Source organism: Streptomyces phyllanthi, assembly GCF_009377205.1.
Lineage (GTDB): Bacteria > Actinomycetota > Actinomycetes > Streptomycetales > Streptomycetaceae > Streptomyces > Streptomyces phyllanthi.
The window spans coordinates 1-21842 of record NZ_VJZE01000120.1 but is presented as its reverse complement, the minus strand read 5'-3'; the positions used below and the strand labels follow the sequence as shown (position 1 = coordinate 21842).

At 69.8% G+C, this 21842-nt stretch carries 21 protein-coding genes and 3 pseudogenes; 10 read left to right on the top strand and 14 right to left on the bottom strand.

Going from position 1 to position 21842, the window contains the following annotated elements:
• Positions 1–63 precede the first annotated feature (63 nt).
• Positions 64–189, bottom strand: a complete 126-nt coding sequence (locus FNH04_RS48665) for a hypothetical protein (protein WP_265580054.1) — start codon at positions 187–189, stop codon at positions 64–66.
• A 236-nt stretch (positions 190–425) separates the two neighbouring features.
• Here FNH04_RS48665 and FNH04_RS18855 point away from each other — a divergent pair, with 236 nt between their 5' ends.
• Positions 426–1574, top strand: a complete 1149-nt coding sequence (locus tag FNH04_RS18855) for a sugar ABC transporter substrate-binding protein (RefSeq protein ID WP_386575258.1) — start codon at positions 426–428, stop codon at positions 1572–1574.
• A 234-nt stretch (positions 1575–1808) separates the two neighbouring features.
• On the opposite strand, the gene FNH04_RS18850 is transcribed toward FNH04_RS18855, so the two are convergent.
• Positions 1809–2369: a response regulator gene (locus FNH04_RS18850; protein ID WP_152785718.1), complete on the bottom strand. Its 561-nt coding sequence runs from the start codon at positions 2367–2369 to the stop codon at positions 1809–1811.
• Between the two features lie 348 nt (positions 2370–2717).
• On the opposite strand from FNH04_RS18850, the gene FNH04_RS18845 reads away from it, so the two are divergent.
• Positions 2718–3770 carry a helix-turn-helix transcriptional regulator gene (locus FNH04_RS18845; protein WP_152785716.1) on the top strand — a complete coding sequence of 351 codons (1053 nt, stop codon included), beginning with the start codon at positions 2718–2720 and terminating at the stop codon, positions 3768–3770.
• Here FNH04_RS18845 and FNH04_RS18840 read toward each other — a convergent pair.
• The gene (locus FNH04_RS18840; protein ID WP_322723278.1) at positions 3727–4707 is read right to left on the bottom strand and encodes a helix-turn-helix transcriptional regulator; all 981 of its coding nucleotides are present in this window, start codon (positions 4705–4707) and stop codon (positions 3727–3729) included. The genes FNH04_RS18845 and FNH04_RS18840 overlap by 44 nt on opposite strands.
• Positions 4704–5675, bottom strand: coding sequence for a helix-turn-helix domain-containing protein (locus FNH04_RS18835; RefSeq protein ID WP_228031488.1), 972 nt, complete (start codon positions 5673–5675; stop codon positions 4704–4706). Before FNH04_RS18835 ends, FNH04_RS18840 begins: the two co-directional genes overlap by 4 nt.
• Before the next feature lie 366 nt (positions 5676–6041).
• On the opposite strand from FNH04_RS18835, the gene FNH04_RS18825 reads away from it, so the two are divergent.
• A complete protein-coding gene (locus tag FNH04_RS18825) occupies positions 6042–6377 on the top strand; it encodes a hypothetical protein (RefSeq protein ID WP_322723277.1) in 336 nt (111 codons plus the stop codon).
• Positions 6378–6708: 331 nt separating this feature from the next.
• Here FNH04_RS18825 and FNH04_RS18820 read toward each other — a convergent pair whose 3' ends face one another.
• Positions 6709–7122, bottom strand: coding sequence for a pyridoxamine 5'-phosphate oxidase family protein (locus tag FNH04_RS18820; protein ID WP_152785714.1), 414 nt, complete (start codon positions 7120–7122; stop codon positions 6709–6711).
• 179 nt (positions 7123–7301) lie between these two features.
• On the opposite strand from FNH04_RS18820, the gene clpB reads away from it, so the two are divergent.
• From clpB to FNH04_RS18805, 4 genes and pseudogenes are all read left to right on the top strand, one after another.
• Positions 7302–9899, top strand: coding sequence for an ATP-dependent chaperone ClpB (gene clpB, locus FNH04_RS18815; protein ID WP_322723276.1), 2598 nt, complete (start codon positions 7302–7304; stop codon positions 9897–9899).
• A 125-nt stretch (positions 9900–10024) separates the two neighbouring features.
• Positions 10025–10306: pseudogene (locus FNH04_RS49420) on the top strand (recombinase family protein); the annotation flags it as partial.
• A gap of 43 nt (positions 10307–10349) precedes the next feature.
• The gene (locus FNH04_RS48660) at positions 10350–11438 is read left to right on the top strand and encodes a recombinase zinc beta ribbon domain-containing protein (RefSeq protein ID WP_194236732.1); all 1089 of its coding nucleotides are present in this window, start codon (positions 10350–10352) and stop codon (positions 11436–11438) included.
• Positions 11439–11564: 126 nt separating this feature from the next.
• Entirely contained in the window at positions 11565–12089 is a 525-nt protein-coding gene (locus FNH04_RS18805) for a YbjN domain-containing protein (protein ID WP_152785712.1), read from the top strand.
• 16 nt (positions 12090–12105) lie between these two features.
• Here FNH04_RS18805 and FNH04_RS18800 read toward each other — a convergent pair.
• The 9 genes and pseudogenes from FNH04_RS18800 to FNH04_RS18770 form a co-directional block, all read right to left on the bottom strand.
• A pseudogene (locus FNH04_RS18800) lies at positions 12106–12333 on the bottom strand (hypothetical protein); the annotation flags it as partial.
• Positions 12334–12351: 18 nt separating this feature from the next.
• The gene (locus FNH04_RS18795) at positions 12352–12747 is read right to left on the bottom strand and encodes an aminotransferase class I/II-fold pyridoxal phosphate-dependent enzyme (protein WP_322723275.1); all 396 of its coding nucleotides are present in this window, start codon (positions 12745–12747) and stop codon (positions 12352–12354) included.
• Positions 12744–13370, bottom strand: coding sequence for a DedA family protein (locus tag FNH04_RS18790; protein ID WP_194236731.1), 627 nt, complete (start codon positions 13368–13370; stop codon positions 12744–12746). Before FNH04_RS18790 ends, FNH04_RS18795 begins: the two co-directional genes overlap by 4 nt.
• Positions 13371–13894: 524 nt before the next feature.
• The gene (locus FNH04_RS49035) at positions 13895–14665 is read right to left on the bottom strand and encodes a PP2C family protein-serine/threonine phosphatase (RefSeq protein WP_322723274.1); all 771 of its coding nucleotides are present in this window, start codon (positions 14663–14665) and stop codon (positions 13895–13897) included.
• Between the two features lie 146 nt (positions 14666–14811).
• Positions 14812–15615: pseudogene (locus FNH04_RS49030) on the bottom strand (PAS domain-containing protein); the annotation flags it as partial.
• Positions 15572–16039 carry a PAS domain-containing protein gene (locus FNH04_RS49025; protein WP_322723273.1) on the bottom strand — a complete coding sequence of 156 codons (468 nt, stop codon included), beginning with the start codon at positions 16037–16039 and terminating at the stop codon, positions 15572–15574. The pseudogene FNH04_RS49030 and the gene FNH04_RS49025, both read right to left, overlap by 44 nt.
• A 710-nt stretch (positions 16040–16749) precedes the next feature.
• Positions 16750–17010 (bottom strand): Txe/YoeB family addiction module toxin, encoded by a 261-nt coding sequence (locus tag FNH04_RS18780; protein WP_152785710.1) that lies wholly within the window; start codon positions 17008–17010, stop codon positions 16750–16752.
• A 9-nt stretch (positions 17011–17019) separates the two neighbouring features.
• Entirely contained in the window at positions 17020–17277 is a 258-nt protein-coding gene (locus tag FNH04_RS18775; RefSeq protein WP_037676836.1) for a type II toxin-antitoxin system Phd/YefM family antitoxin, read from the bottom strand.
• A gap of 97 nt (positions 17278–17374) precedes the next feature.
• Positions 17375–18568: a pyridoxal phosphate-dependent aminotransferase gene (locus FNH04_RS18770; RefSeq protein WP_152785708.1), complete on the bottom strand. Its 1194-nt coding sequence runs from the start codon at positions 18566–18568 to the stop codon at positions 17375–17377.
• Between the two features lie 168 nt (positions 18569–18736).
• On the opposite strand from FNH04_RS18770, the gene FNH04_RS18765 reads away from it, so the two are divergent.
• The 3 genes from FNH04_RS18765 to FNH04_RS18755 form a co-directional block, all read left to right on the top strand.
• The gene (locus tag FNH04_RS18765) at positions 18737–18997 is read left to right on the top strand and encodes a hypothetical protein (RefSeq protein WP_152785706.1); all 261 of its coding nucleotides are present in this window, start codon (positions 18737–18739) and stop codon (positions 18995–18997) included.
• A gap of 666 nt (positions 18998–19663) precedes the next feature.
• Positions 19664–20230: a DUF2617 family protein gene (locus FNH04_RS18760; protein WP_152785704.1), complete on the top strand. Its 567-nt coding sequence runs from the start codon at positions 19664–19666 to the stop codon at positions 20228–20230.
• A 120-nt stretch (positions 20231–20350) separates the two neighbouring features.
• The coding region (locus tag FNH04_RS18755; protein ID WP_322723272.1) for a polyamine aminopropyltransferase at positions 20351–21842 on the top strand (1492 nt) is incomplete at its 3' end.

The following is a 21842-nucleotide window of genomic DNA, read 5'->3' as shown; positions in this document are numbered from 1 at the left end:
CCCTGGGATGGGACGGGTAGGGGCGGCGGGGGCGGACAACTCTCCGCCGCACCCCCCGCGCCGTCAGCCCTTCAGCTCCGCCGCCACCAACTCCGCCGCCACCAGCCCCACGATCTGTCCGCGGGTGACGTGAGTGGACCGGCGCCTGTGTGGCGCGATCCGCAGGGCACCCGAGCGGACCTCGTTCACCAGCCGAAACACCTCGTACGGCGGCCGGGAGCCGGGCCCAACCCCCGCTGCCGGACCGCGAAGTGGAGAACCTGAGACCTTTCCGCGCCGGGGGACCCCTTACTCTCTTCACACCGCGACCACACGGCGCTGTTGTCATCTCGTTAAGTCGTTAATCCTTGACGCTGAGGTGATCCCCGCGTTGGCTTTCAGCCATCTGGTCGCAATGCTGCGTCCAAGCCCGGAAGGCACCTGATGTGAACACGCGCAACACCCGTACCCGTATACGTCGCTTTGCCCCGCGCCGCACCGCCACCGTCATGGCCGCGTCGGCCGCCGCCCTCTCGCTCGCCTCGTGCGGCGTCGTGGGCGGTGTCGGCAGCGAGACGAAGGCGAGCCCCGCGAAGGGCGACGACATCACGGTGGGCGTTCTCATGCCCGACAAGGAGACCGCGCGTTACGAGGAGTTCGACTACCCCATCATCAAGAAGCGGGTCGCGCAGCTGACGAACAACAAGGGCACCGTCCTGTACGCCAACGCCCAGAAGGACGCGAAGACGCAGAACCGCCAGCTCGAGGACATGGTGGCTGACAAGGTTGTCGACATCGTGATCGTGGACGCCGTCGACTCCAAGGCCATCGCGAGCAGCATCAAGAAGGCCAAGGCCGCCGAGATCCCCGTCATCGCGTACGACCGGCTGGCCCAGGGCCCGATCGACGCGTACATCTCGTTCGACAACGAGCTCGTGGGCGAGGTGCAGGGCCGCGCCCTGGTCGAGAAGCTGGGCGACTCCACCGCCAGCAAGATCATCATGATGAACGGCTCGACCACCGACCCGAACGCCGCGCAGTTCAAGGCCGGGGCCATGGAAGAGCTCCAGGACAACGTGACGATCTCCAAGATGTACGACACGAAGGACTGGAACCCGGCGAACGCCAAGGTCAACATGGAGAAGGCCATCGCGGCCGTCGGCCTGGACAACATCGACGGCGTCTACGCGGCCAACGACGGTATCGCGGGCGCCGTCGTCGACGTACTGAAGACCGCCGGTGTCGCCAAGGTGCCGCCCGTCACCGGGCAGGACGCCGATCTGGCCGCCGTGCAGCGGGTGGTCTCCGGCGACCAGTACATGACCGTGTACAAGTCGTACCTGCTGGAGGCGAACACCGCCGCCGAGATGGCCGTCGCCAAGGTCCAGGGCCGCTCCATCGAGTTCGACGCCCTCACCCGCGACCGGGTCGACTCCCCGACCCAGGAGGACATCCCCGCCCAGCTGGTCCAGCCGGTCGCGCTGACCCGGGAGAACATCGAGGACACGGTCGTCGGGGACGGCCTCTACACGGTCAAGCAGATCTGCACGGCCAAGTACAGGGCGGACTGCCAGGAGATCGGGCTGCTGGACTAACCCCAGCCGTCTCGCCCCGGCTGGCACGTGTCAGCCGCCACGCACCGCCTGTCGCGCCGCACCACCTGTCGCGCCGCCCCGGTGGACGCCCGCGCCCTCGCCGCCCCGTAGCGGGCGGGGGCGCGGTGCCACACCCCCTCGGGGAGCGAGTCCTCCCGGCGGTGCCCGCACGGCGGTTCCCGCACGGCGGTGTGGTGACTCGACGTCCGAGGAACGACTGACCGTCCCCCGCCGCTATCCGCTCCCCGCGTGCTCCTGAACCGTGAGGGGGCCCGCCGTGCCCGCCGTCTGCGCGGGGCCCGATCCCCGGGCCTGCCAGGCGATGCGGGCGGCGGCCGCTTCCCCGGCCGGCGGGCCGGGGCGCGCGTACTGGTCGACCACGGAACGGGCCACGGTGGGGGCGAGCGCGATACTGCCCGCCGCCGCGGCGCGCACGGCCCAGGACAGGTGTTCCAAGGCGTCACCGCTGAGCAGGATGCCCTGCGCTCCGAGGTGCAGCAGCTTCCGGGCGGCGTCCTCCGACACCTTGCCGACGAGGACGATTCTCCTCGGTGCCGGGGCCGCGTCCGTGGTGCGGGTGGTTCTCGACGACCTCAGCGCGCTCAGCTCGCTCAGCGCGTCGTCCGCGTCGGGGTGGAGGGTGACGAGGATGTCCGGCCGGGTCGTGCGCACGATGTGGGAGGCGTGGTCCAGGGTCCCCTCCCCGACGATCCGGACCCGTCCGTCCTCTTCGAGAGTGCGCCGGGCCCCGGCGCGCTCCAGCGGCCGGCGCCCGAGAACCCCCACCTTGATCACGGTTGCTGTCTCCCCCTGCGGTGCGTGGCAGGCCGGGACGCCGATCAGCGGCCGGCCGATCGGCGTTCCGGGCGGCGTCCGGGAAGCGTCACGGTCCCGGGGACCCCCGTCCCCCAGGCGAGTCGTGCCTGCTCGTCGACTTTCCGGTGCTGCCTCACCCACTGTGCGGGTGACGTCCACGTCCCGCTACCTCCAGCTTGTTGCAGGAGAGACGGAGGAGGGGGGAAATACCGGTGGGGACCAGGTCTTTTCGGGACGAGGGGAAGGCGGCGTCCTGTTGCGGAGCCGGTTCCGGGCGCCGCATAGTTGCGCTGCGGAAGAGGCGGGAACCGGGGGTGAACCGAGGTGATGGCGCGGCACACGACGGACGAGCACCCGCACGGTGCCGACCGGCTGTGCGAAGCCGGGGACCGTGTGTACTCCCGGGCCGTACGCCGGGGCCGCGTGCCGCGTGCGGACGCCGAGACGGTGCCCTGCCTCGTCGAACTCGCCCTGCTGCACCCCGACCCCGACGACATGGGCTGGCTGGTGCCCACGGCTCCGCAGGAGGTCATGACCCGGCTGCTGCGCTCCGTCCACGAGGAGGTCAGTGCGAGCCGGGCCCGGGTGGGGGCGGCCGTCGCGGCCGTCGAGTGGTACGCGGGCCTCGGCGGCGACCATGCGCGGCCGCCCGCCGAGAGCACGGCGATCCGCGTCCTGGACGGACTCCCGCGTATCCGGGCCGCCATGGACGAGGCGACCGAGGCGTGTGCCGCGGAGGTGCTGGCGGTCCAGCCCGGCGGCATCCGCCGTGAGGACGAACTGCGTGAGGGCCTGCACCGGGCGCTGGAGCTGCGCCGCCGCGGTGTCCGGATGCGCGACCTCTACACGCATGTGGCCCGCCACGGCCAGGGGTTGCACACCTACATGGAGCTGATGGGCGATGCGGCGGAGGCCCGCACCCTGGACGAGGTCGTGGAACGCCTCATCGTCTTCGACCGCGCGGTGGCCTTCATCCCCGCGAACACGGACCGCACGATGGCCCTGGAGATCCGTCACCCGGCGCTGGTCGAGTACCTGGTCACGGTCTTCGAGCGGTTGTGGCGGCTGGCCGTCCCGCTGACCTCCCCGCTCCCCTCCACCGGCATCGAGGGCATCACCCATCGCGAGCGCTCCATCGCCGCCCTGCTGGCCGAGGGCCATCAGGACGCGGTCATCGCGGAACGCCTCGGCATCAGCGTGCGCACCTGCCGGGCTCATATCGCGCGGCTGTCGGAGACGCTGGGGGCGGCGAGCCGTACACAGCTCGGGGTGCGGATCGCCCAGGCGGGGCTGGACGGCCCACCGCGCTCGGGTACGGAGCGGGATCAGCCTCCGGTCAGCTCTGCGGTTCCTGTTTCAGGATCCCCGACCGGCCGATGAGATAGCCCAGTTGGGCGCGGCTCTCGCTGCCCAGGGTCGCGGCGAGCTTGGCGATGTGGACGCGGGCGGTGCGGACGTTCATGCCGAGGCGGTCCGCGATGGCGGTGTCCGTGTGGCCCTCGACGAGGAGGGCGGCGATGGCGCGCTGACGGGGCGTGATCCCGTTGACCGTGGGCGGCTGGACCGCCTGCGGGTACATGGGGGTGGCCAGGCGCCAGAGAAGGTCGAAGGTCGCGGCGAGGCAGGAGAGCACGGCAGGGTTGTGCACCTCCAGGGCCATGCTGCGGTCGTCCATCACCGGAATGAAAGCCATGGACCTGTCAAGAATGACCATACGGTGAGGGACCTCGTCGAGGGTGCGGACCTCGACGTCGCCCTCCAACTGCTCGTAGTGGGCGAGGACGCCGAGGTCGTGGCGCGAGGTGTGCTGGTAGAGCGTGCGCATACGGCCGCCGCGGGAGAGCAGGTCCTGTTCCTGCTCCCGTACGGCGTTCAGGACCCCCGGAGGGCGCTTCCCTCCCGGCTGCACGGTGAGCAGTTCGTCCGTGGCCTTGGCCATCATCTGCCCGATCCGGGTGTTGATGTTCGCCAGGCCGCTCACGACGGTGAAGGAGAGGGCGTCCGCGCTGGCCACACGCTGGGCGTGGACCTCCATGAGGGGCTGCAGCATGTCGGCCAGCCGTGTCTCGCGCCGGCGCTGCCGTGCGATGTCCTCCGCGATGGCCCCGAGGACCCGGGGCAGGACCACGGCGGGCGGGAGGGGGTGGAGCCACCGCGGGTTGGTCATGTCCGGCTGCAGGAGGCCGAGTCCGGCCACGCAGGGGACCCCGGCGGCTTCCTCCTGCGGGACGCCGCCTTCCCGCAGCGCCCGCGCGTACAGGCTCAGACCCTCCTCGCACAACTCGTCCGCTCGGTGTCCGTGCGCCTCGGGTGTCACATGTGGCTCTCTTCCCTCGACTGTCCGTGGTCCTGCTCCAGGATTCCGGACTGGGCTATGAAATAGCCGAGTTGGGCCCGGCTCCCACTGCCCAGGGCTGTGGCCAGTTTGGCTATGTGGGCGCGGCAGGTGCGGACGTTCATCCCCAGGCGGCGGGCTATGGCCTCGTCGACGTGGCCCTCCACGAGGAGTTTCGCTATGGAGTGCTGGATCTCGGTGATGCCGTCCTGGGCCGTTTCGTACGGGGCGCGCGCGTTCAGCGGAACCGCCCGGCTCCACATGAACTCGAAGACCTTGATGAGGTAGCGAACGAGACCCGGCTGGCGCAGTTCCAGCGCGACCTGCTGGTCGTCGCGGGTGGGGATGAAGGCCACGGTCTCGTCGCAGATGATCAGACGCTCCACCAGCTCGTCGATCGTGCGGTACTCCGCCTTGCCGTCGGCGAGATGGGCCGCGTAGGCCAGCTTCTCCGGGCTGTAGCGGGCCGTGTGCTGGTACAGCGTGCGGATACGCACTCCGCGCTCCGTCAGGGGCCGGTCGCGCTCCATGCCGCGCAGGAGGCTGGCTTCGGACATGCGGTCGCTGGGCTGGACCGTGAGCATCTCCGTCTGGCACTGGGTCGCGGCCAGGTTGAGGGCGGCGTTGATCCGGTCACCGCCCTCCAGCACCGTGATGGAGTCGCTGGTCGAGGTGGCCTGCGCGCTGAGAGTCATGAACGGCTCGAAGGTGGTGGCGAGTTCACTCGCCCAGCGGCGGCGCTCGGCGATCTCGTTCTCCAGGGGGTTGAGCTGCCGGGCCAGGGCCACCGCGGGACTGACGGGGCGCAGCCAGTCCGGCTCCTCGGGATCCGGCTGGAGCAGGGAGAACTCCATCAGGCAGGGGGCGGGTTCGGCGTCCACTCGGGCGAGGCGTCCCGCGCGCAGAGCGGTGGCGTAGAGGCGACCCCCTTCCTCACACAGCTCGCTCATTGCATGGGGATGTGTCGCTTTAGTGCGATTCGTTGCCAAATCTCCACCCCCCAGGCTCCTGAACATGCAGGAACATGATGCATCGATTGTGTGGCCATGACGTGCCCGAATAAGCCATCGTCGTACCTGACGGGGGAAAAGGGGACCTTCAAGTGAGGACGAAGCCGACTATGCGTAACAGAATGCTTCGCTCGGTGCTTGTCGCCGCCTTCTCCGCCGTTGTGACTCTCGGTGCGCTGGGTGGCTTCACCGGTGCGAAGGACGACATTCGGGCGAACAGCAGCTGGCCGTCGGTGGCCGTGGACGCCGACACAACGGACAACAGCAGCTGGCCGGTTCCAGGGGCAGACGGGTCCGGGAGCTGACGTGACGACTCCTCCCGACGACCGGTCCTTCCGCCGAGAGATGGCCACCGCCTACCGTTCCGGCTGGCACTTCATCGACCTGGTCACCGCCCTCCCCCACAGCGGTGACTCGTTGATGGTGACCGTGTTCGGCGAGCCGGTGGTGGTCACTCGGGACGAGGACGAGGACATCCGGGCGTACCGGTGTCTGCGGCGTCCGCGCGGCGCGCCACAGCCAGTGCGGTGTGCCGTCCGGTACGGGATGATCTTCGTGAACCTCGACCAGCGCGACCACCAGCTCGCCGAACCGGAGATTCCGGCCCCCACAACCATCTCAGCCACCCCCCGCAGTGCCTGACGCGATTCCCCCGTCGTTGTAAATCGCGCAGGCGCTTCCCCCCAGCAGCGGCGTCACCGTGACCTGAACACGGTGACGCCGCTGCAGGTTTACGGCGGAATCTCCGGGTATCCGCCGGTACCACGTGTGGCTGGATTCAGTCCCACGGGTGCCTCGTGCCGCAGGCGTTCCGCTGCCGCCGTGTCCGGTGCCGTCGGCGTCGGCCCGGTTGCCGCCCGCGCCAGGGGTGCCGGTGCCCCGAGCCGTCCGCGCCGGGGGTGACCCGCGTTTGATCGCGCACCCGATGCCGCCGCCGGTGCCGCCGCCGGTACGGCCGCCGGAGTGATCGGCCTCAGCCCCGCCCCATGGCCCCCGTCAGTTCGATCTCGACCACCACCCGGGACGGGTTCGGAGACGGCACCCTCCCGTACCGCTCCGCGTAGCGGCGCTCGGCCTCGGCGATCCGGGACGGTTCCGTGCGGACGAAGGCCCGGCCCTCCAGGGTGGCCCAGCGGCGGCCGTCCACCTGGCACACCGCGACCAGGGCGCCGTTCGGGCCCGCGGCCTGGACGAAGCCCACCTTCGCGCTCGACTTGTTGGTGATCACGCGAGCCAGGCCGGCCTCCGGATCGTATGTAACCCCGACCGGCACCACATGGGGCGTACCGTCCGGGCGGAGGGTGGTCAGGGTGCACAGGTGCCGTTCCCGCCAGAAGCCGAGATAGGCGGGGTCGGGATCACGTGGATTCACGGGGTACGAGGCCATGTGCGGGGATTCTAAGTGGCCTGAAGGGGCCTTCCCGCAGGAGTCCGGAGCCGGATGACGCAGAAGGCCGCTGAACCTTCCTTGAGTGGAATAGACTCAACTTTGTGTACGTTGCTCAAGTCAGTGCGGACGACGGCCGACGCCGGAACAACGGCTGACGCAAGGAGGAGAAAGCTGACGTGGACGCCGAGCTGACCAACAGGAGCCGGGACGCGATCAACGCGGCCAGCAACCTGGCCGTGTCCGAGGGGCACCCGGACTTCACCCCCGCCCACCTGCTCCTCGCGCTGCTCCAGGGGCAGGACAACGAGAACATCATCGACCTGCTGGCCGCCGTCGACGCCGACCAGGCCTCCGTACGCGCAGGTGCGGAGAAGGCCCTCGCCGGCCTGCCGAGCGTGACCGGGTCCACCGTCGCGCCGCCCCAGCCCAACCGGGAGCTGCTGACCGTCATCGCCGACGCGCAGGCCCGCGCCAAGGAACTCGGTGACGAGTACCTGTCGACCGAGCACCTGCTCATCGGGATCGCCGCCAAGGGCGGCCGGGCCGGCGACGTACTCTCACAGCAGGGGGCCGACGCGAAGCGGCTCCAGGAGGCCTTCCGGAAGGCGAGGGGAGGGCGCCGGGTGACCACCGCCGATCCCGAGGGGCAGTACAAGGCCCTGGAGAAGTTCGGGACCGACTTCACCGCCGCCGCGCGCGAGGGCAAGCTCGACCCCGTCATCGGGCGGGACCAGGAGATCCGGCGGGTCGTGCAGGTGCTCAGCCGGAGGACCAAGAACAATCCCGTCCTCATCGGTGAGCCCGGTGTCGGCAAGACCGCCGTCGTCGAAGGGCTCGCCCAGCGGATCGTGAAGGGCGACGTGCCCGAGTCCCTCCGGGACAAGCGGCTCGTCGCGCTCGACCTGGGCGCGATGGTCGCCGGTGCCAAGTACCGCGGTGAGTTCGAGGAGCGGCTGAAGACCGTACTCGCCGAGATCAAGGACTCCGACGGGCAGATCATCACCTTCATCGACGAGCTGCACACCGTGGTCGGTGCCGGCGCCGGCGGTGACTCCGCCATGGACGCCGGGAACATGCTCAAGCCCATGCTCGCCCGCGGTGAGCTGCGCATGGTCGGCGCCACGACCCTCGACGAGTACCGCGAGCGGATCGAGAAGGACCCGGCGCTGGAGCGGCGCTTCCAGCAGGTGCTCGTCTCCGAGCCCACCGTCGAGGACACCATCGCCATCCTCCGCGGACTCAAGGGACGGTACGAGGCCCACCACAAGGTGCAGATCGCGGACAGCGCGCTCGTCGCCGCGGCCACCCTCTCCGACCGCTACATCACCTCCCGCTTCCTGCCCGACAAGGCCATCGACCTCGTCGACGAGTCCGCCTCCCGGCTCCGTATGGAGATCGACTCGTCCCCGGTCGAGATCGACGAACTCCAGCGTGCCGTCGACCGGTTGAAGATGGAGGAGCTGGCTCTCAGCAAGGAGACCGACGCGGCCTCGCGCGAGCGGCTGGAGAAGCTGCGCCGCGATCTCGCCGACAAGGAGGAGGAGCTCAGGGGGCTCACCGCCCGCTGGGAGAAGGAGAAGCAGTCCCTCAACCGTGTCGGTGAGCTGAAGGAGAAGCTCGACGAGCTGCGCGGCCAGGCCGAACGCGCCCAGCGCGACGGCGACTTCGACACCGCCTCCAAGCTGCTCTACGGCGAGATCCCCGCCGTGGAGCGGGACCTGGAGGCCGCCTCCGAGGCCGAGGAGGAGGTCGCCAGGGACACGATGGTGAAGGAGGAGGTCGGCTCCGACGACATCGCGGACGTCGTCGCCTCCTGGACCGGTATCCCCGCCGGACGCCTGCTGGAGGGCGAGACCCAGAAGCTGCTGCGGATGGAGGAGGAGCTCGGCAAGCGGCTCATCGGGCAGGCCGAGGCCGTACGGGCGGTGTCGGACGCCGTACGCCGCAGCCGTGCCGGAATCGCCGACCCCGACCGCCCCACCGGGTCCTTCCTCTTCCTCGGCCCGACCGGTGTCGGCAAGACCGAACTCGCCAAGGCGCTCGCCGACTTCCTCTTCGACGACGAGCGGGCCATGGTCCGCATCGACATGTCGGAGTACAGCGAGAAGCACAGCGTCGCCCGGCTCGTCGGCGCCCCGCCCGGGTACGTCGGCTACGAGGAAGGCGGCCAGCTGACCGAGGCCGTGCGCAGGCGGCCGTACTCCGTCGTCCTGCTCGACGAGGTGGAGAAGGCCCACCCGGAGGTCTTCGACATCCTCCTCCAGGTGCTGGACGACGGGCGGCTGACCGACGGTCAGGGCCGTACGGTCGACTTCCGCAACACGATCCTGATCCTCACCTCGAACCTGGGCAGCCAGTACCTGGTCGAGCCGCTCACGTCCGAGCAGGAGAAGAAGGAGCAGGTCCTTGAGGTGGTGCGGTCCTCCTTCAAGCCCGAGTTCCTCAACCGCCTCGACGACCTGGTGGTCTTCTCCGCGCTGAACAGGGAGGAGCTGGAGCGCATCGCGCAGCTCCAGATCGACCGCCTCGCCAAGCGGCTCGCCGAGCGCCGGCTCACCCTGGAGATCACCCCCGAGGCCCTGGCCTGGCTCGCGGACGAGGGCAACGACCCGGCGTACGGTGCCCGCCCCCTGCGCCGTCTCGTACAGACCGCGATCGGCGACCGCCTCGCCAAGGAGATCCTCGCGGGCGAGGTCAAGGACGGCGACATGGTCCGGGTGGATGCCTTCGGTGACGGGCTGATCGTGGGGCCGGGGACGGGCAAGACGCTGTAGCCCGGAGTGATGTCATGGGCGCGCGCGGCCTGGAGACAGGTGCCCCAGGCCGCGTGGCCGCGCGGTGGAAGGCCCGTTCGATCCAGGGTGAGTATCGAGTCAATGCGTGGTGTTTGACGTAACCTCTGGACCGGCCAGAGGCGTCGTCGGCGCTCACGCGACAGGACGAGGCGCTCACCGCCGCGCTGCGGCGGGGAGCCTGTACGGAGGTGGGGCGCGTTGTCGACGCGACTGTGTCCGGCGCTGTCAACCTCGACCAGCGACCCAGCCTGAGGAAGTGGCTCGTCGATCCGCTCGTGCACGAGTGGGATGTCCTCATGGTCACAGAGCAGGACCGCATCACGCGCGATGACATGCACTGGTGGGGCTTCGTCGACTGGATCCTGAGGAACGGGAAGGACATCGAGGTCCTCGACGATCCTGGCTGTCGACCCCTGTACCTCACAGCTTGTGCGCGAGGCGTACGAGCGCGTTGTCCACAGGGGCGACACTGTCTACACCGTGGCGAGGGACTGGAACGCGCGTGGCGTACCCAGTGCCCGGGATCATCAGCGCACGGAGCAGAACAGGCATCTGCCGGAACATGAGCGCAGGCCGGAGAAGGGGACTCTCTGGTCCGTGACCCCCTTGCGCAACATGCTGAGGTCACCTGCCCTGATGGGCGTGATGATGCACCGTTCCGGACCTGTCCTGGACGCGGAGGGGCAGCCCGTCGTCTGGGCGGACCCCATCCTCACCCCCGAGGAGTTCGCAGCGCTCCAGGACGCGATCATCACCGAGAGAAGAGAGGAGGAACCCAAGCCGGGCAAGGGCTGGCGGACTCCTCTGCTCGGTGTGGTCTTCTGCATGTGTGGCAGGCCCATGTATGTGCGGCATCAGAAGAACCGCCTGGCCGACGGAACGACGACTGTGCTGACTTACTACCAGTGCCGTTCTGTCTCCGAGATGAACCGCTGCGAGGCCCCTTCAACATGGCGGGCCGAAAGTCTCTACGAGACTGTAGAGCGCGATTTTCTGGAAAAGGCCGGTGATCTGACCGAAACGAAGCGCGCCTACGCACCAGCACGGGACCACACTGCGGCGATCGCCGAGCTGCGACATGCCCTCGACAATCTGACCACCGCTATCGGGCAGGTAGTCAGCGCGGCGGCTGTTGAGGCCCTCACCCGGCAGATGGACGAGCACGCGAAGACGATCGCGAGGCTGGAGGTCGCGCCAGTGGTTCATGCCCGGTGGATCGAAGAGCCGACCGGTGATGTCTACCGCAAACGGTGGTGCGTCACTGAGAACTGGGAAGGCCGCGCGGCGATCCTTTCGAAGGCCGGCGTCCGGTATTTCTGCGAGGGAACGCACAGGTCGGGCACCGTGCACATGTATCTCCCTCCGGCCTTGCAGCGGCAGGCGGGAGGCTGGAGTCCACATGCAGGGTCCGAGGCCGCTGACGGGATTGACTGCCGCGAGGAGGGAGCGCGCCGGTATTTCATGCAGCTTCGACGGGCCAAGGGGATGGGGCCGGGATTCTGGTACTCACCTCGCTAATGCGCCACGTCGTGGAGCCCGTAGGCCATGCAGGTTGCCGGGCATGGGTCAAGAGAGAGAGGGTGGACCTGTACGTCTGGTCTCAGCGATGGCCGGACGAGCCAGACGACCGCAGGAGTACCCAGTATGTCCATCGACCCGTCCTCGATTCCGAACTTCGGGGGCCAGCCAGAGCCGCAGCCCCAAGGACCGGCGGGCCCCGTCGTCCCGGATCAGGACCTCGTGAAGCAGCTCCTTGACCAGATGGAGCTGAAGTACGTCGTCGACGACGAGGGTGACCTCGCGGCGCCGTGGGAGCAGTTCCGCACCTACTTCATGTTCCGCGGTGAGGGCGACCAGCAGGTCTTCTCGGTACGGACGTTCTACGACCGGCCGCACCAGATCGACGAGAAGCAGGCGCTGCTCGAAACGATCGACGACTGGAACCGCCGCACGCTGTGGCCCAAGGTCTACAGCCACACGCATGACGACGGCACCGTCCGCCTCATCGGCGAGGCGCAGCTGCTGATCGGCACCGGCGTCAGCCTGGAGCACTTCGTGTCCTCGACCGTGAGCTGGGTCCGGGCCGCCATCGAGTTCGACAAGTGGCTCGTGGAGCAGCTCGGCCTCGCGGAGGACGTCGACGACGCGGAGAAGCCCGAGGACGAATAGTCACGGAGGTGTCCCGTCACAGCGGCGTTCCGCTGAACACCGGCAGGAACGCCCCGTAGGCGAAGGAGAGCCCGGCCAGGGCACCGACCACCACGGTCGCGTGCCAGGGCCGGGCTCTGCCCGTTCGCACCAGCGCCCGGGCCGGCGGCGGCACCGGGAACGCCAGCGGCGGCAGCGGGAACGCCGGGAGCAGGAAGCGGGGCTTCGACGCGAAGAACCCCGCGCCGCCGAGCGTGATCAGCAGCTCGCCGGATCACATCCGTCAGAAGGCCGCCCTGAGCCGCTTGGCCGCCTCCTGGAGCACCTCGGTCTGCTTGCAGAAGGCGAACCGTACGAAGGGCGCCCCGGTCTCGCGGTGGTCGTAGAAGACGGCGTTCGGGATGGCGACCACGCCCGCGCGCTCCGGCAGCGCGCGGCAGAAGGCGAAGCCGTCGGACTCGTCGAGGGGGCGGATGTCGGTGGTGATGAAGTACGTCCCGGCCGTCCGGAACACCTCGAACCCCGCCTTGGCGAGCCCGGCCGCCAGCACGTCCCGCTTGGCCCGCATGTCCGCGCGGAACGTCTCGAAGTACGTGTCCGGCAGCGCGAGCGCCTCGGCCGCGCCGTGACCCGGCCGCTCCGCGTTCATACGCCTATGTGTTTCGCCCATGACTGTCACGCCGCCGCGACCGACTCGTCCTCGCCGGCGGGGGCCGACCTCTTCCTGCGGCGCACCAGGGCGGTTACGGCGAGGGCGACGACAACGGCGCCGCCGAGGACGAAGAAGTAGCTCCTGGACGCCTGGCCGAGCAGGACGCCGAGGCCGATGTGCAGTCCGGACCAGCACGCCGCGCCGAGCGCAGTCGCGGGCAGGAACTTGCCGAATGACAGACCCGCGGTGCCGGCGGCGGGCGGGGTGAGCGAGCGCAGCCCCGGGATGAACCGGCCGAAGAACACCGCCCACGCGCCTCGCCTGCGCAGCACGTCGGTCGCCCTGTCCCAGGCGCGACGGCCGTAGCGCTGGATCAGCCTGGTCTCGCCCAGTCGTGGGCCGAACCGCCGACCGATCGTGTACCCGATGGAGTCGCCGATCATCACGCACACCGTCACGACGAGCCACAGGACCAGAAACCGGGGCAACGTGGTCGCCGTGGTGGACGCGATCAACAACCCGGCCTCGCCGGGCGCGAACACCCCGATGCCGAGGGTGGTCTCGAGCAGCACCATCGCACCCGTCGCACCCACCAGCGTGGGTTGGGGCACCGTGTGCAGCCAGTCCAGGAAGTCAGTCGCCAGCGACATGGGCATTCCCTTGCTTGTGTGGGTTCGATGGTCAAAGGTCCCCGCCGCCCAATGCCTGTCGGGGCGCGCAGCATCGATCGGGCCCTCTGGTCCTTCAAGTCGTGGGGGACAGAAGGGCCTTGGCGGGCGCAAGGCGAAGGCCACCACAGGGGCTCAGTCCGTGGTCTCGAGCTCCCCAAGAATGACACGGCCGAGCTGCCATGCCGTCGTGCTGGCGAAGGGGGTTCGGGTTACTCGAACCGGAGGACGGACTACTGAAACCGCAGTACATGCTCGGGCGTTCGTGTACAGCCCGAGGCGAACACCTGGACGTCGGTCGGGTGCAGGTTCGAAGCCCTTTCGCGCGGTAGGCCATCCGCTCCACCTCCACCGTGCCGATATGCGGGACAGCAGCCGTCTGTGGCCCGCCTCGGCGGCGCGCCGCACCACGTGGTCGGATCAGGCGATCCCCGGCAGACGCTCCTCGCGCTGCGCATGCTGGGCGAACCGCCCGCTCGGGGAGGGCGCGGCAGAAGGCTAGGCCGTCAGCCGGCGTCCTCCAGTTCCCAGGCCGACAGTTGGGCGGTGGCGTCCTTTCGGGCCTGGGCGACGGCGACGGGGTCTGCGGGTAGGTCCCAGGTGGCGACGCGGTCGGTGTCCAGGGCTTTGGTGCGGGCGATGAGCAGGGCGATGTCGTCGGAGGGGCGGCCGGGCAGCAGGGCGGCCAGAACGGCGTCGCACAGGTTGGCCAAAGGGGCGGACGGTCGGGCGAGAGCCTGACAAAGCAGGGACAGGCTGACGTCGATGTCCCGCCCGCAGGATTCGATCAGCCCGTCGGTGTACAGGGCGAGGAGGCTGCCCTCGGGCAGTTCGACGTCGGTCGCCTCGAAGGGGAGTCCGCCGAGTCCGAGTGGGGGCCCGATGGGAAGGTCGAGCAGTTCCACGGTGCCGTCGGGGGTGACCAGGGCGGGAGCCGGGTGTCCGGCGAGGGCGATCGCGCAGTGGCGGGACACCGGGTCGTACACGGCATACAGGCAGGTCGCACCGACATCTCCGGCGGTCTCCGTCCCATGGCCCGGCCGCGGGGCGTCTCTCCCCTCGGCGGACAGGCGGGCGACGATGTCATCGTCGATGTCGGCGAGGGTGAGCACAGCGGTACGCAACCGCCCCATCGTGGCGGAGGCGTGGATGCCGTGGCCGACGACGTCGCCGACGACGAGCGCGACCCTGGCACCGGACAGCGGGATGACGTCGAACCAGTCCCCGCCCACTCCGGGCCGGGCGCCGGCCGGGAGGTAGCGGGAGGCGACCTCCACCGCGGCCTGCGCCGGCAGTGCCTGGGGCAGCAGGCTGCGCTGCAGGGTGACCGCGGTGGCACGTTCGCTGGTGTAGCGCCGGGCGTTTCGATGCAGAGGGCCGCTCTGGCGGCCAGCTCCTCGGCCAGCACCAGGTCGTCCTCACGGAACACCTCCGGATGCTGGTGACGAACGATGACCACGACGCCCAGGGTGGTGCCGCGGGCGGTCAGGGGCACGGTCATCACCGAGTGGACACCGAAGTCGCGGACCCGGGCGGCCCGGGAGTGAGCCCTGGCCATCCAGTCGGTGATCGCGGGGTCGGTCACCCGGTGCAGCAGAGCACGTCCCGACCTGAGACCCGCGACCGGCGGGGAACCCTCCGGATAGATGTCCACCTCGCCCGGAGCGACGACCGCCTCGGGGGTTCCCGGATTCACCGAGTGGTTGGCGACACGCCGCAACCGGACCGGGCCGCGTGTCACGCCGAGGGGCGGCTCCTGGGCGCTGTCGAGGGAGGGAAGCAGATCGACACTGACGAAGTCGGCGAATTCCGGGACGACCACCTCCGCCAGTTCCTGAGCCGTCCGCATCACATCGAGAGTGGTGCCGATCCGCGTACTGGCATCCGCGATCAGCATCAGACGCTTACGGGCCCAGAACGGCTCGGTCACGTCCTGAACGCCCAGACCCACGCCCAGAACATCACCGTCTTCGTCCTTCAGCGGAGTGGCGACGACCGACCAAGCGTGTTCACGGTTCTCGCCGAGGACGGTCCCGTAGATCTCCAGGAACTGCGGATCACCGCTCTGCAGCGCCTGTTGCATGGAGCGCTCCACGCTGTACATCTCCGCATTGTCTATGAACTCCGAAGTCCGCAACCCGCGTGCGTCGTCATCGCTGAGGCCCACGGCACGCTGCGCGAACTCATTGAACCGGCGCACGCGCAGCTCGGTGTCGTACTCTCCCATGGAGATACCCGCGACATGCTCGTGGTGCAGGCTCACGAGAGCGTCGTCGTCGGGCCAGGGCCCCGGCTCCGTCAGCGCGGAGAACCAGGAACCATTCGAGTCGCCCGCTGTCCGGCGCCCTTCTGTGCGCCATGACCCTGGCCTCCAGGCGATGGCCGTCGCGGTGCCGCAGGGCGATCCGCCCGGTCCACCTGGGCAGCTGGGCGAGGGACCGCAGCTCGCTCTCGTCGATCTCCTCGGCCAGCAGACCCGCCGCGGGGCGCCCCACCATCTGCGTGAGCGGGTACCCGAACAACTTCTCGGCCCCCGCATTCCACCCTGTCACGATGCCGTGTCCGTCGATGGTGACCTGTGCACTGAGCGCCTCGTCGAAGTCGCACCCGGGCGACCCTGGCACCTGGTCGGTGGCCCTGCGACGCGCCATGGCTGCTCATCTCCCACAGAGATCTTCACCGCTTCCAGCGTGTGGCGTCCCCACTCACAAATCCAGCCAACCGCGGGAATGCGTTCATATTAGGACGTCACGACCGGCCAGACTCGACCGCCGGCCCCCAGCGGTACGCCTCGTTACCACCAAGTCGCGACAACGCCCGACGTCATGGCATGTGCGGCAGCCCGGTCGACCAGGACGACTGCCGCAAGCGCTGAAGATCGGCCCAGCCGGGCGGCCGCCCCGTCCGGGTCACGCCGTCCACCGGCCCTCCACGCCGCATATCGTTCGGCCACGACCGCGGACTCCGCTCGGCCTGCCCGGCTCCATCACCTCGGCAGGCGTCGAATGCGCTGGACGCCCTTGAGGCTGCGTTTCGAGAGGCGGCCGGACACCGCGACGCCGCTCAGGACGACCTGGCAGCGTGCACCGTCGCACCGTCTTTCCTTGCGAGACCTGCCCTGCCGGCGAATCAGGTTCAGCCTGCGGCGTTCTGCAGCTCGACGAGGGAGGTTCAGGTGTTGCCGTGAGCGGCGGCAAGTGAGCCAGGCATCAGCGCGGGCCATGTTGATCACGGCCCGCGGCGAGCATGTGTTGCAGGCGGTCTTCCTGGTACCGCGGAAGAGGCCGTGCGACGGCGCCCCGCGACCGAACACACCGGGCGGCTGGGATGGGGCCGGTGGGTCGCCGGGGCGGTTCACCGTTCAGCTCTCGTAGTGGTAGCGGCACTGCGCGATCAGGACGCTGTCCTCGGTGGCCTTGTAGATCAGCCGGTGCTCGTCGTTGATTCGGCGCGACCAGTAGCCCTGGAACCCGTGCTTGAGCGGCTCCGGTTTGCCGATCCCCTCGTTGCCGTTCCGGGCGATGTCCGCGATGAGCGTGTTGATGCGCTTAAGGATCTTCCGGTCCTGAAGCTGCCACCACAGGTAGTCCTCCCAGGCACGGGAAGAGGAGGTGATCTTCAAGTCGCGGCCTTACTCGTCGGTCGCCAGCTCGCGCACGGTGCCGCCGCCGTTTTCCAGCTCGTCGATGGACGCGAGCAGGCGCCGGGCGTTGGCCGGACTGCGCAGCAGGTACGCCGTCTCTTTCAGGGACTCGTAGTCCTCAAGGGAGACGATGACGACCGGCTCATGTCCGGCCCGGGTGATGACGACCTCTTCGCGGTCGTCGGTGACGGAGTTGAGTACCTCGGCGTACCGCGCGCGGGACTCGGAATAGGTCATGGTCTTCACGGCTGCCCCTCCCTTCACGTACAGGAAATTGTACGTGGGCTCCCTGTGGCGTGGCAAGCGCCGAAACGGCGGCTGTGCCGCGCCCCGCAGGACGCGTTCAGTGCGCGAATGCCTTGCGGAGCCGTTGCGTCGCGTCCGCCAGCACCTCGGTGCGTTTGCAGAAGGCGAAGCGTACGAAGGGGGCGCCGGCCTCGCGGTGGTCGTAGAAGACGGCGTTCGGGATGGCGACGACGCCCGCCCGCTCGGGCAGCGCGCGGCAGAAGGCGAAGCCGTCGCTTTCGCCGAGGGGGCGGATGTCGGTGGTGATGAAGTAGGTGCCGGCGGTTCGGAACACCTCGAATCCGGCGTCCGAGAGGCCCGACGCCAGCAGGTCCCGCTTGGCCAGCATGTCCGCGCGGAACTCCTCGAAGTACGTGTCCGGCAGCGCGAGCGCCTCGGCCACGGCGTACTGGAACGGCCCGGACGCGACGTACGTGAGGAACTGCTTCGCCGACCGGACGGCCGACACCAGCTCCGGCGTGGACGTCACCCAGCCGACCTTCCAACCGGTGAACGAGAACGACTTCCCCGCGGACCCGATGGTGACCGTCCGCTCCCGCATCCCCGGGAGGGTCGCCAGTGGCAGATGCTCGGCCTCGTCGAAGACCAGGTGCTCGTAGACCTCGTCCGTCACCACCAGCAGATCGCGCTCGACGGCCAGCTCGGCGATCGCCGTCAGCTCCTCGCGGGTGAGGACGGTGCCGGTGGGGTTGTGCGGGGTGTTGACCAGCAGCAGCCGGGTGCGGTCGGTGACGGCGTCCCGCAGTTCGTCGAGGTCCAGCCGGAACGACTGCTCGTGCGGCCGCAGCGTGACCGGTACCCGGGTGCCACCCGCCATCGCGATGCAGGCCGCGTACGAGTCGTAGTACGGCTCCAGCGCGATGACCTCGTCGCCGGGCTCCAGCAGGCCCAGCAGGGCCGCCGCGATGGCCTCGGTCGCGCCCGCCGTGACGAGCACCTCCGTGTCGGGGTCGTACGTGAGTCCGTACCGCCGCTGCTGGTGCGCGGCGACGGCGGTGCGCAGCTCGGGGACGCCCGGGCCCGGCGGGTACTGGTTGCCGCGTCCGTCGCGCAGTGCCCGTACGGCCGCCTCCCGGATCTCCTCGGGGCCGTCGGTGTCGGGGAAGCCCTGGCCCAGGTTGATGGCGCCGGTACGGACGGCCAGCGCGGACATCTCGGCGAAGATCGTCGTCCCGAACTCGGCGAGCCGGCGGTTGAGCGGAGGGCGGGCGCTGCGGGAACTGGAGGTCATGCGCGTCATCCTGCGCCGAAGCTCTGGAGTTCCTCAACTCTGCTTTCGCCCCGTCGCCCTCCGGGCATCACCGGTTCACGTGAGAAGCGGGGGACACCGGTCCGAGCCACCGGGGGCCCACGGGGGGCCACGGGGACCGCTTCGGGGGAACGGAAGGAGGGTGGCGCCATGGGATTCGTGATCTTCGGCATCATCCTGGCGGTCGTCTGCGTCGTCGTGGTCGGGGTCATCGTGGCCGGCGACCGCAACAGGAGCAGGAGCCGGGCGCGGTCGGGGGGCCGCCGGTCGGGGGCGGGCTCGTCCGGTACCAGCGGCAGCTGGTGGGCCGGTAGCGACGGTTCGGGCTCCGGTTCGTCGTGCGGGAGCAGCTCGTCCTGCGGAGGCGGGTCCTCCTGCGGCGGCGGGGGCGGATGCGGCGGAGGCAGCTGACACGGGGCAGCTGAGCTCCGTCATGGGGAGCCGCATCCGGAACGCGGACGAACGCCCGCCGGGAGAATGACCTCTTCCGGCGGGCGCTCGTCATGTACGGGCGGCTCTCGGGTACGCGGGCCGGCTCGTCAGGTATGGGGCCGGCTCGTCAGGTACGGGGCCGGCTCATCAAGTACGGGACGCAGGTGTGGGGCGCCCTCTCGGGGTGGCACTCACCGCCCACTCGGGGGCGCGCGTATGTGTGCACGCTGGTCCGGAATTCCACGCGCCGGTACGCGCAACCAGGAACCTCGCAACGTCCTCGTCTGCCCAGGCGATGGACGGGTATGCGGGGGGAGTCGGGCGCGCGAGGAGCACTTCGGCGCGGTGGGCGTGCGCCTGTTTGAACAGTTGAGCTGGGGAGCTCCACGGTGGGATGAAAGCCCCACGAAGTTGGGTAAAAACGCTGTGGCGGCGCGACAGTTCATGATTCCCTATAAATCACCGACGCAGCCCCCGGACGTCCTCACCCGACAGGTCTGATCGGGCTGATCAGACCTACTACGGACGCCCCTCACCCGATCTGACTGATCCGGTTGACCGGGCCGATCTCCCGGTGTCGACCCGGGGCGCGCCGAACCCCCCACGCCTTTCCCCTCACCCTTTGCGTGCTTGTGGAGCTGACTCATGCTCACCACTCTCAACACCCCCTACACCGACACGCGTGCGGACGACCTGGCGTGGGCCCTGGGCCGGGAACCGTTGCCCGCACTCGCCACGCTCGACCTGGAACTGGCCGGTGCCAAACTCCAGTTGAGACTCCTCGGCGCATCCCACCAGGTGCTGCTCGAGGAGGAGAGGGGCATGTGCTCGGAGACGGTGGCGTGCATGCCGGGCTCCAGCACACCGCTTCCTCTCGGCGTGGCCAAGCGGGTCGGCGACTGGGAGTACGAGTTCGCGGCCCGGGTGGAGGTCCTGTCACCCGGCTCGTTCGCCGGCCGCGCCCAGGAACTGCTGGCCCTCGTGTCCGACCATCCCCACGGCCTCGCCGGTGTCTTCCCCGGCAGCCCTTACGCCTTCACCGCGATGCTCGCCCAGCACCACGAGGGCCAGGTCCACTGGCGCACGTGGCACGCGTATCCGCAGGACGGCCGGCTGGTGGCGACCCGGACGAGGGTGGGGGTGAGGGCGCCGGAACCGGTGCAGGCACCGGCACAGGCGCCCGTGCCGGCTCAGCTGTCGGCTCCGCTGTAGGGGTCGTCCGAGGGCCTGGGCGGGTGCCGGTGGGGCCGGGTGGGGCGTCAAGAGGGCGGTGGGACTTTCACGCGTGTGGGTGACGGAGTGTCCCGCAGGTGTGACGTACCGTTCCCTAGCGTGATCGAACCGCACACGCCCGCACCTCCCGGCACCCCACGGCCCGGGCGGACGGGTGGCGGAGGCCAGGCGCCGCTGCCCGTCCGTCCGGGCACGGGCCGGTTCCTGGTCCTCACGTGCGTGTTCGTCTGCGCGGCCTGCGGACTCGTGTACGAGCTCGAACTCGTGGCCCTCGCCTCGTACCTGATCGGCGACTCGGTCACCCAGGCCTCCGTCGTGGTCTCCGTGATGGTCTTCGCGATGGGCGTCGGATCGCTCGTCGCGAAACGGCTCCGCCGGCTCGCGGCGGCCGGGTTCGGCGCCATCGAGGCGGCCCTCGCCCTGATCGGCGGCTGCAGCGCGATGGCGCTGTACGCCGTGTTCGCCTGGACCGGCGACTGGGGCGGACTGTGGGCGAGCGGCACGCGCCATCTCCTCGTCGCCCTCTCCCTCGCCATCGGCCTGCTCATCGGTGCCGAGGTCCCGTTGCTGATGGAGCTGATCCAGCGCATCCGGCGCCAGGACGCGGGGCGCGCCGTCGCCGACCTCTGCGCCGCGGACTACGTGGGCGCGCTGGTCGGCGGTCTCGCCTTCCCCTTCCTGCTGCTGCCCTGGCTGGGCCAGCTGACCGGCGCGCTGCTCACTGGCGCGGTGAACGCGCTGGCCGGCGGCGCGCTCGTACTCGGTCTGTTCCGGCGCGACCTCAGCCGACGCGGCCGATGGCTCCTGCTCCTCGTGAACACCCTCGTCCTCGGGCTCCTCGCGTCGGCCGCGGTGCTGGTCGACGACTTCGAGCGGGCCGCGCGGCAGGCGGTCTACGGCCGTGACGTGCGGGTCGCGCTGCACACCGGCGTCCAGGAGGTGGTCCTCACGGGGGGTGTCCAGGGCCGTCCGCTGCGACTCTTCCTCGACGGCCGTCTGCGGTTCAGCGGCCGTGACGAGCACCGCTACCACGAGGCCCTCGTCGGCCCTGCGATGCAGGGCCCCCGCGCGCGCGTCCTCGTCCTCGGCGGCGGCGAGGGGCTCGTGGCGCGCGAAGTGCTGCGCCATCCGGGGGTGCGCCGGGTGGACGTGGTCGAACCCGACGCGGGCGTGGTCCGTCTGGCCCGTACGCATCACGCCCTCTCCGCCCTCAACGGGCACGCGTACGAGGATCCGCGCGTGCGGGTGTTCACGGCCGACGCGTTCGCCTGGCTGCGGGAGGGGCACGTGGGGTCGTACGACGTCGTGATCGCGGATCTGCCGGATCCCGGGATCACGGCGAGCACGAAGCTGTACTCGCAGGAGTTCTACGGTCTGACCCGTGAGGTCCTCGCGGACGGCGGGCGTCTGGTGGTACACGCGGGGCCCGTGGCATCCCGCCCCCGGGTGTTCTGGACGGTCGACGCGACGGTACGGGCGGCCGGGCTGGTCACGGTGCCGTACTGCGTGGGCGGGCGCGCCCCGTCCGCCGCGGTGGGGCCGGACCGCGTGTCCGGTGGGTCATGGGCGCCGCGCGACTGGGGGTTCGTCC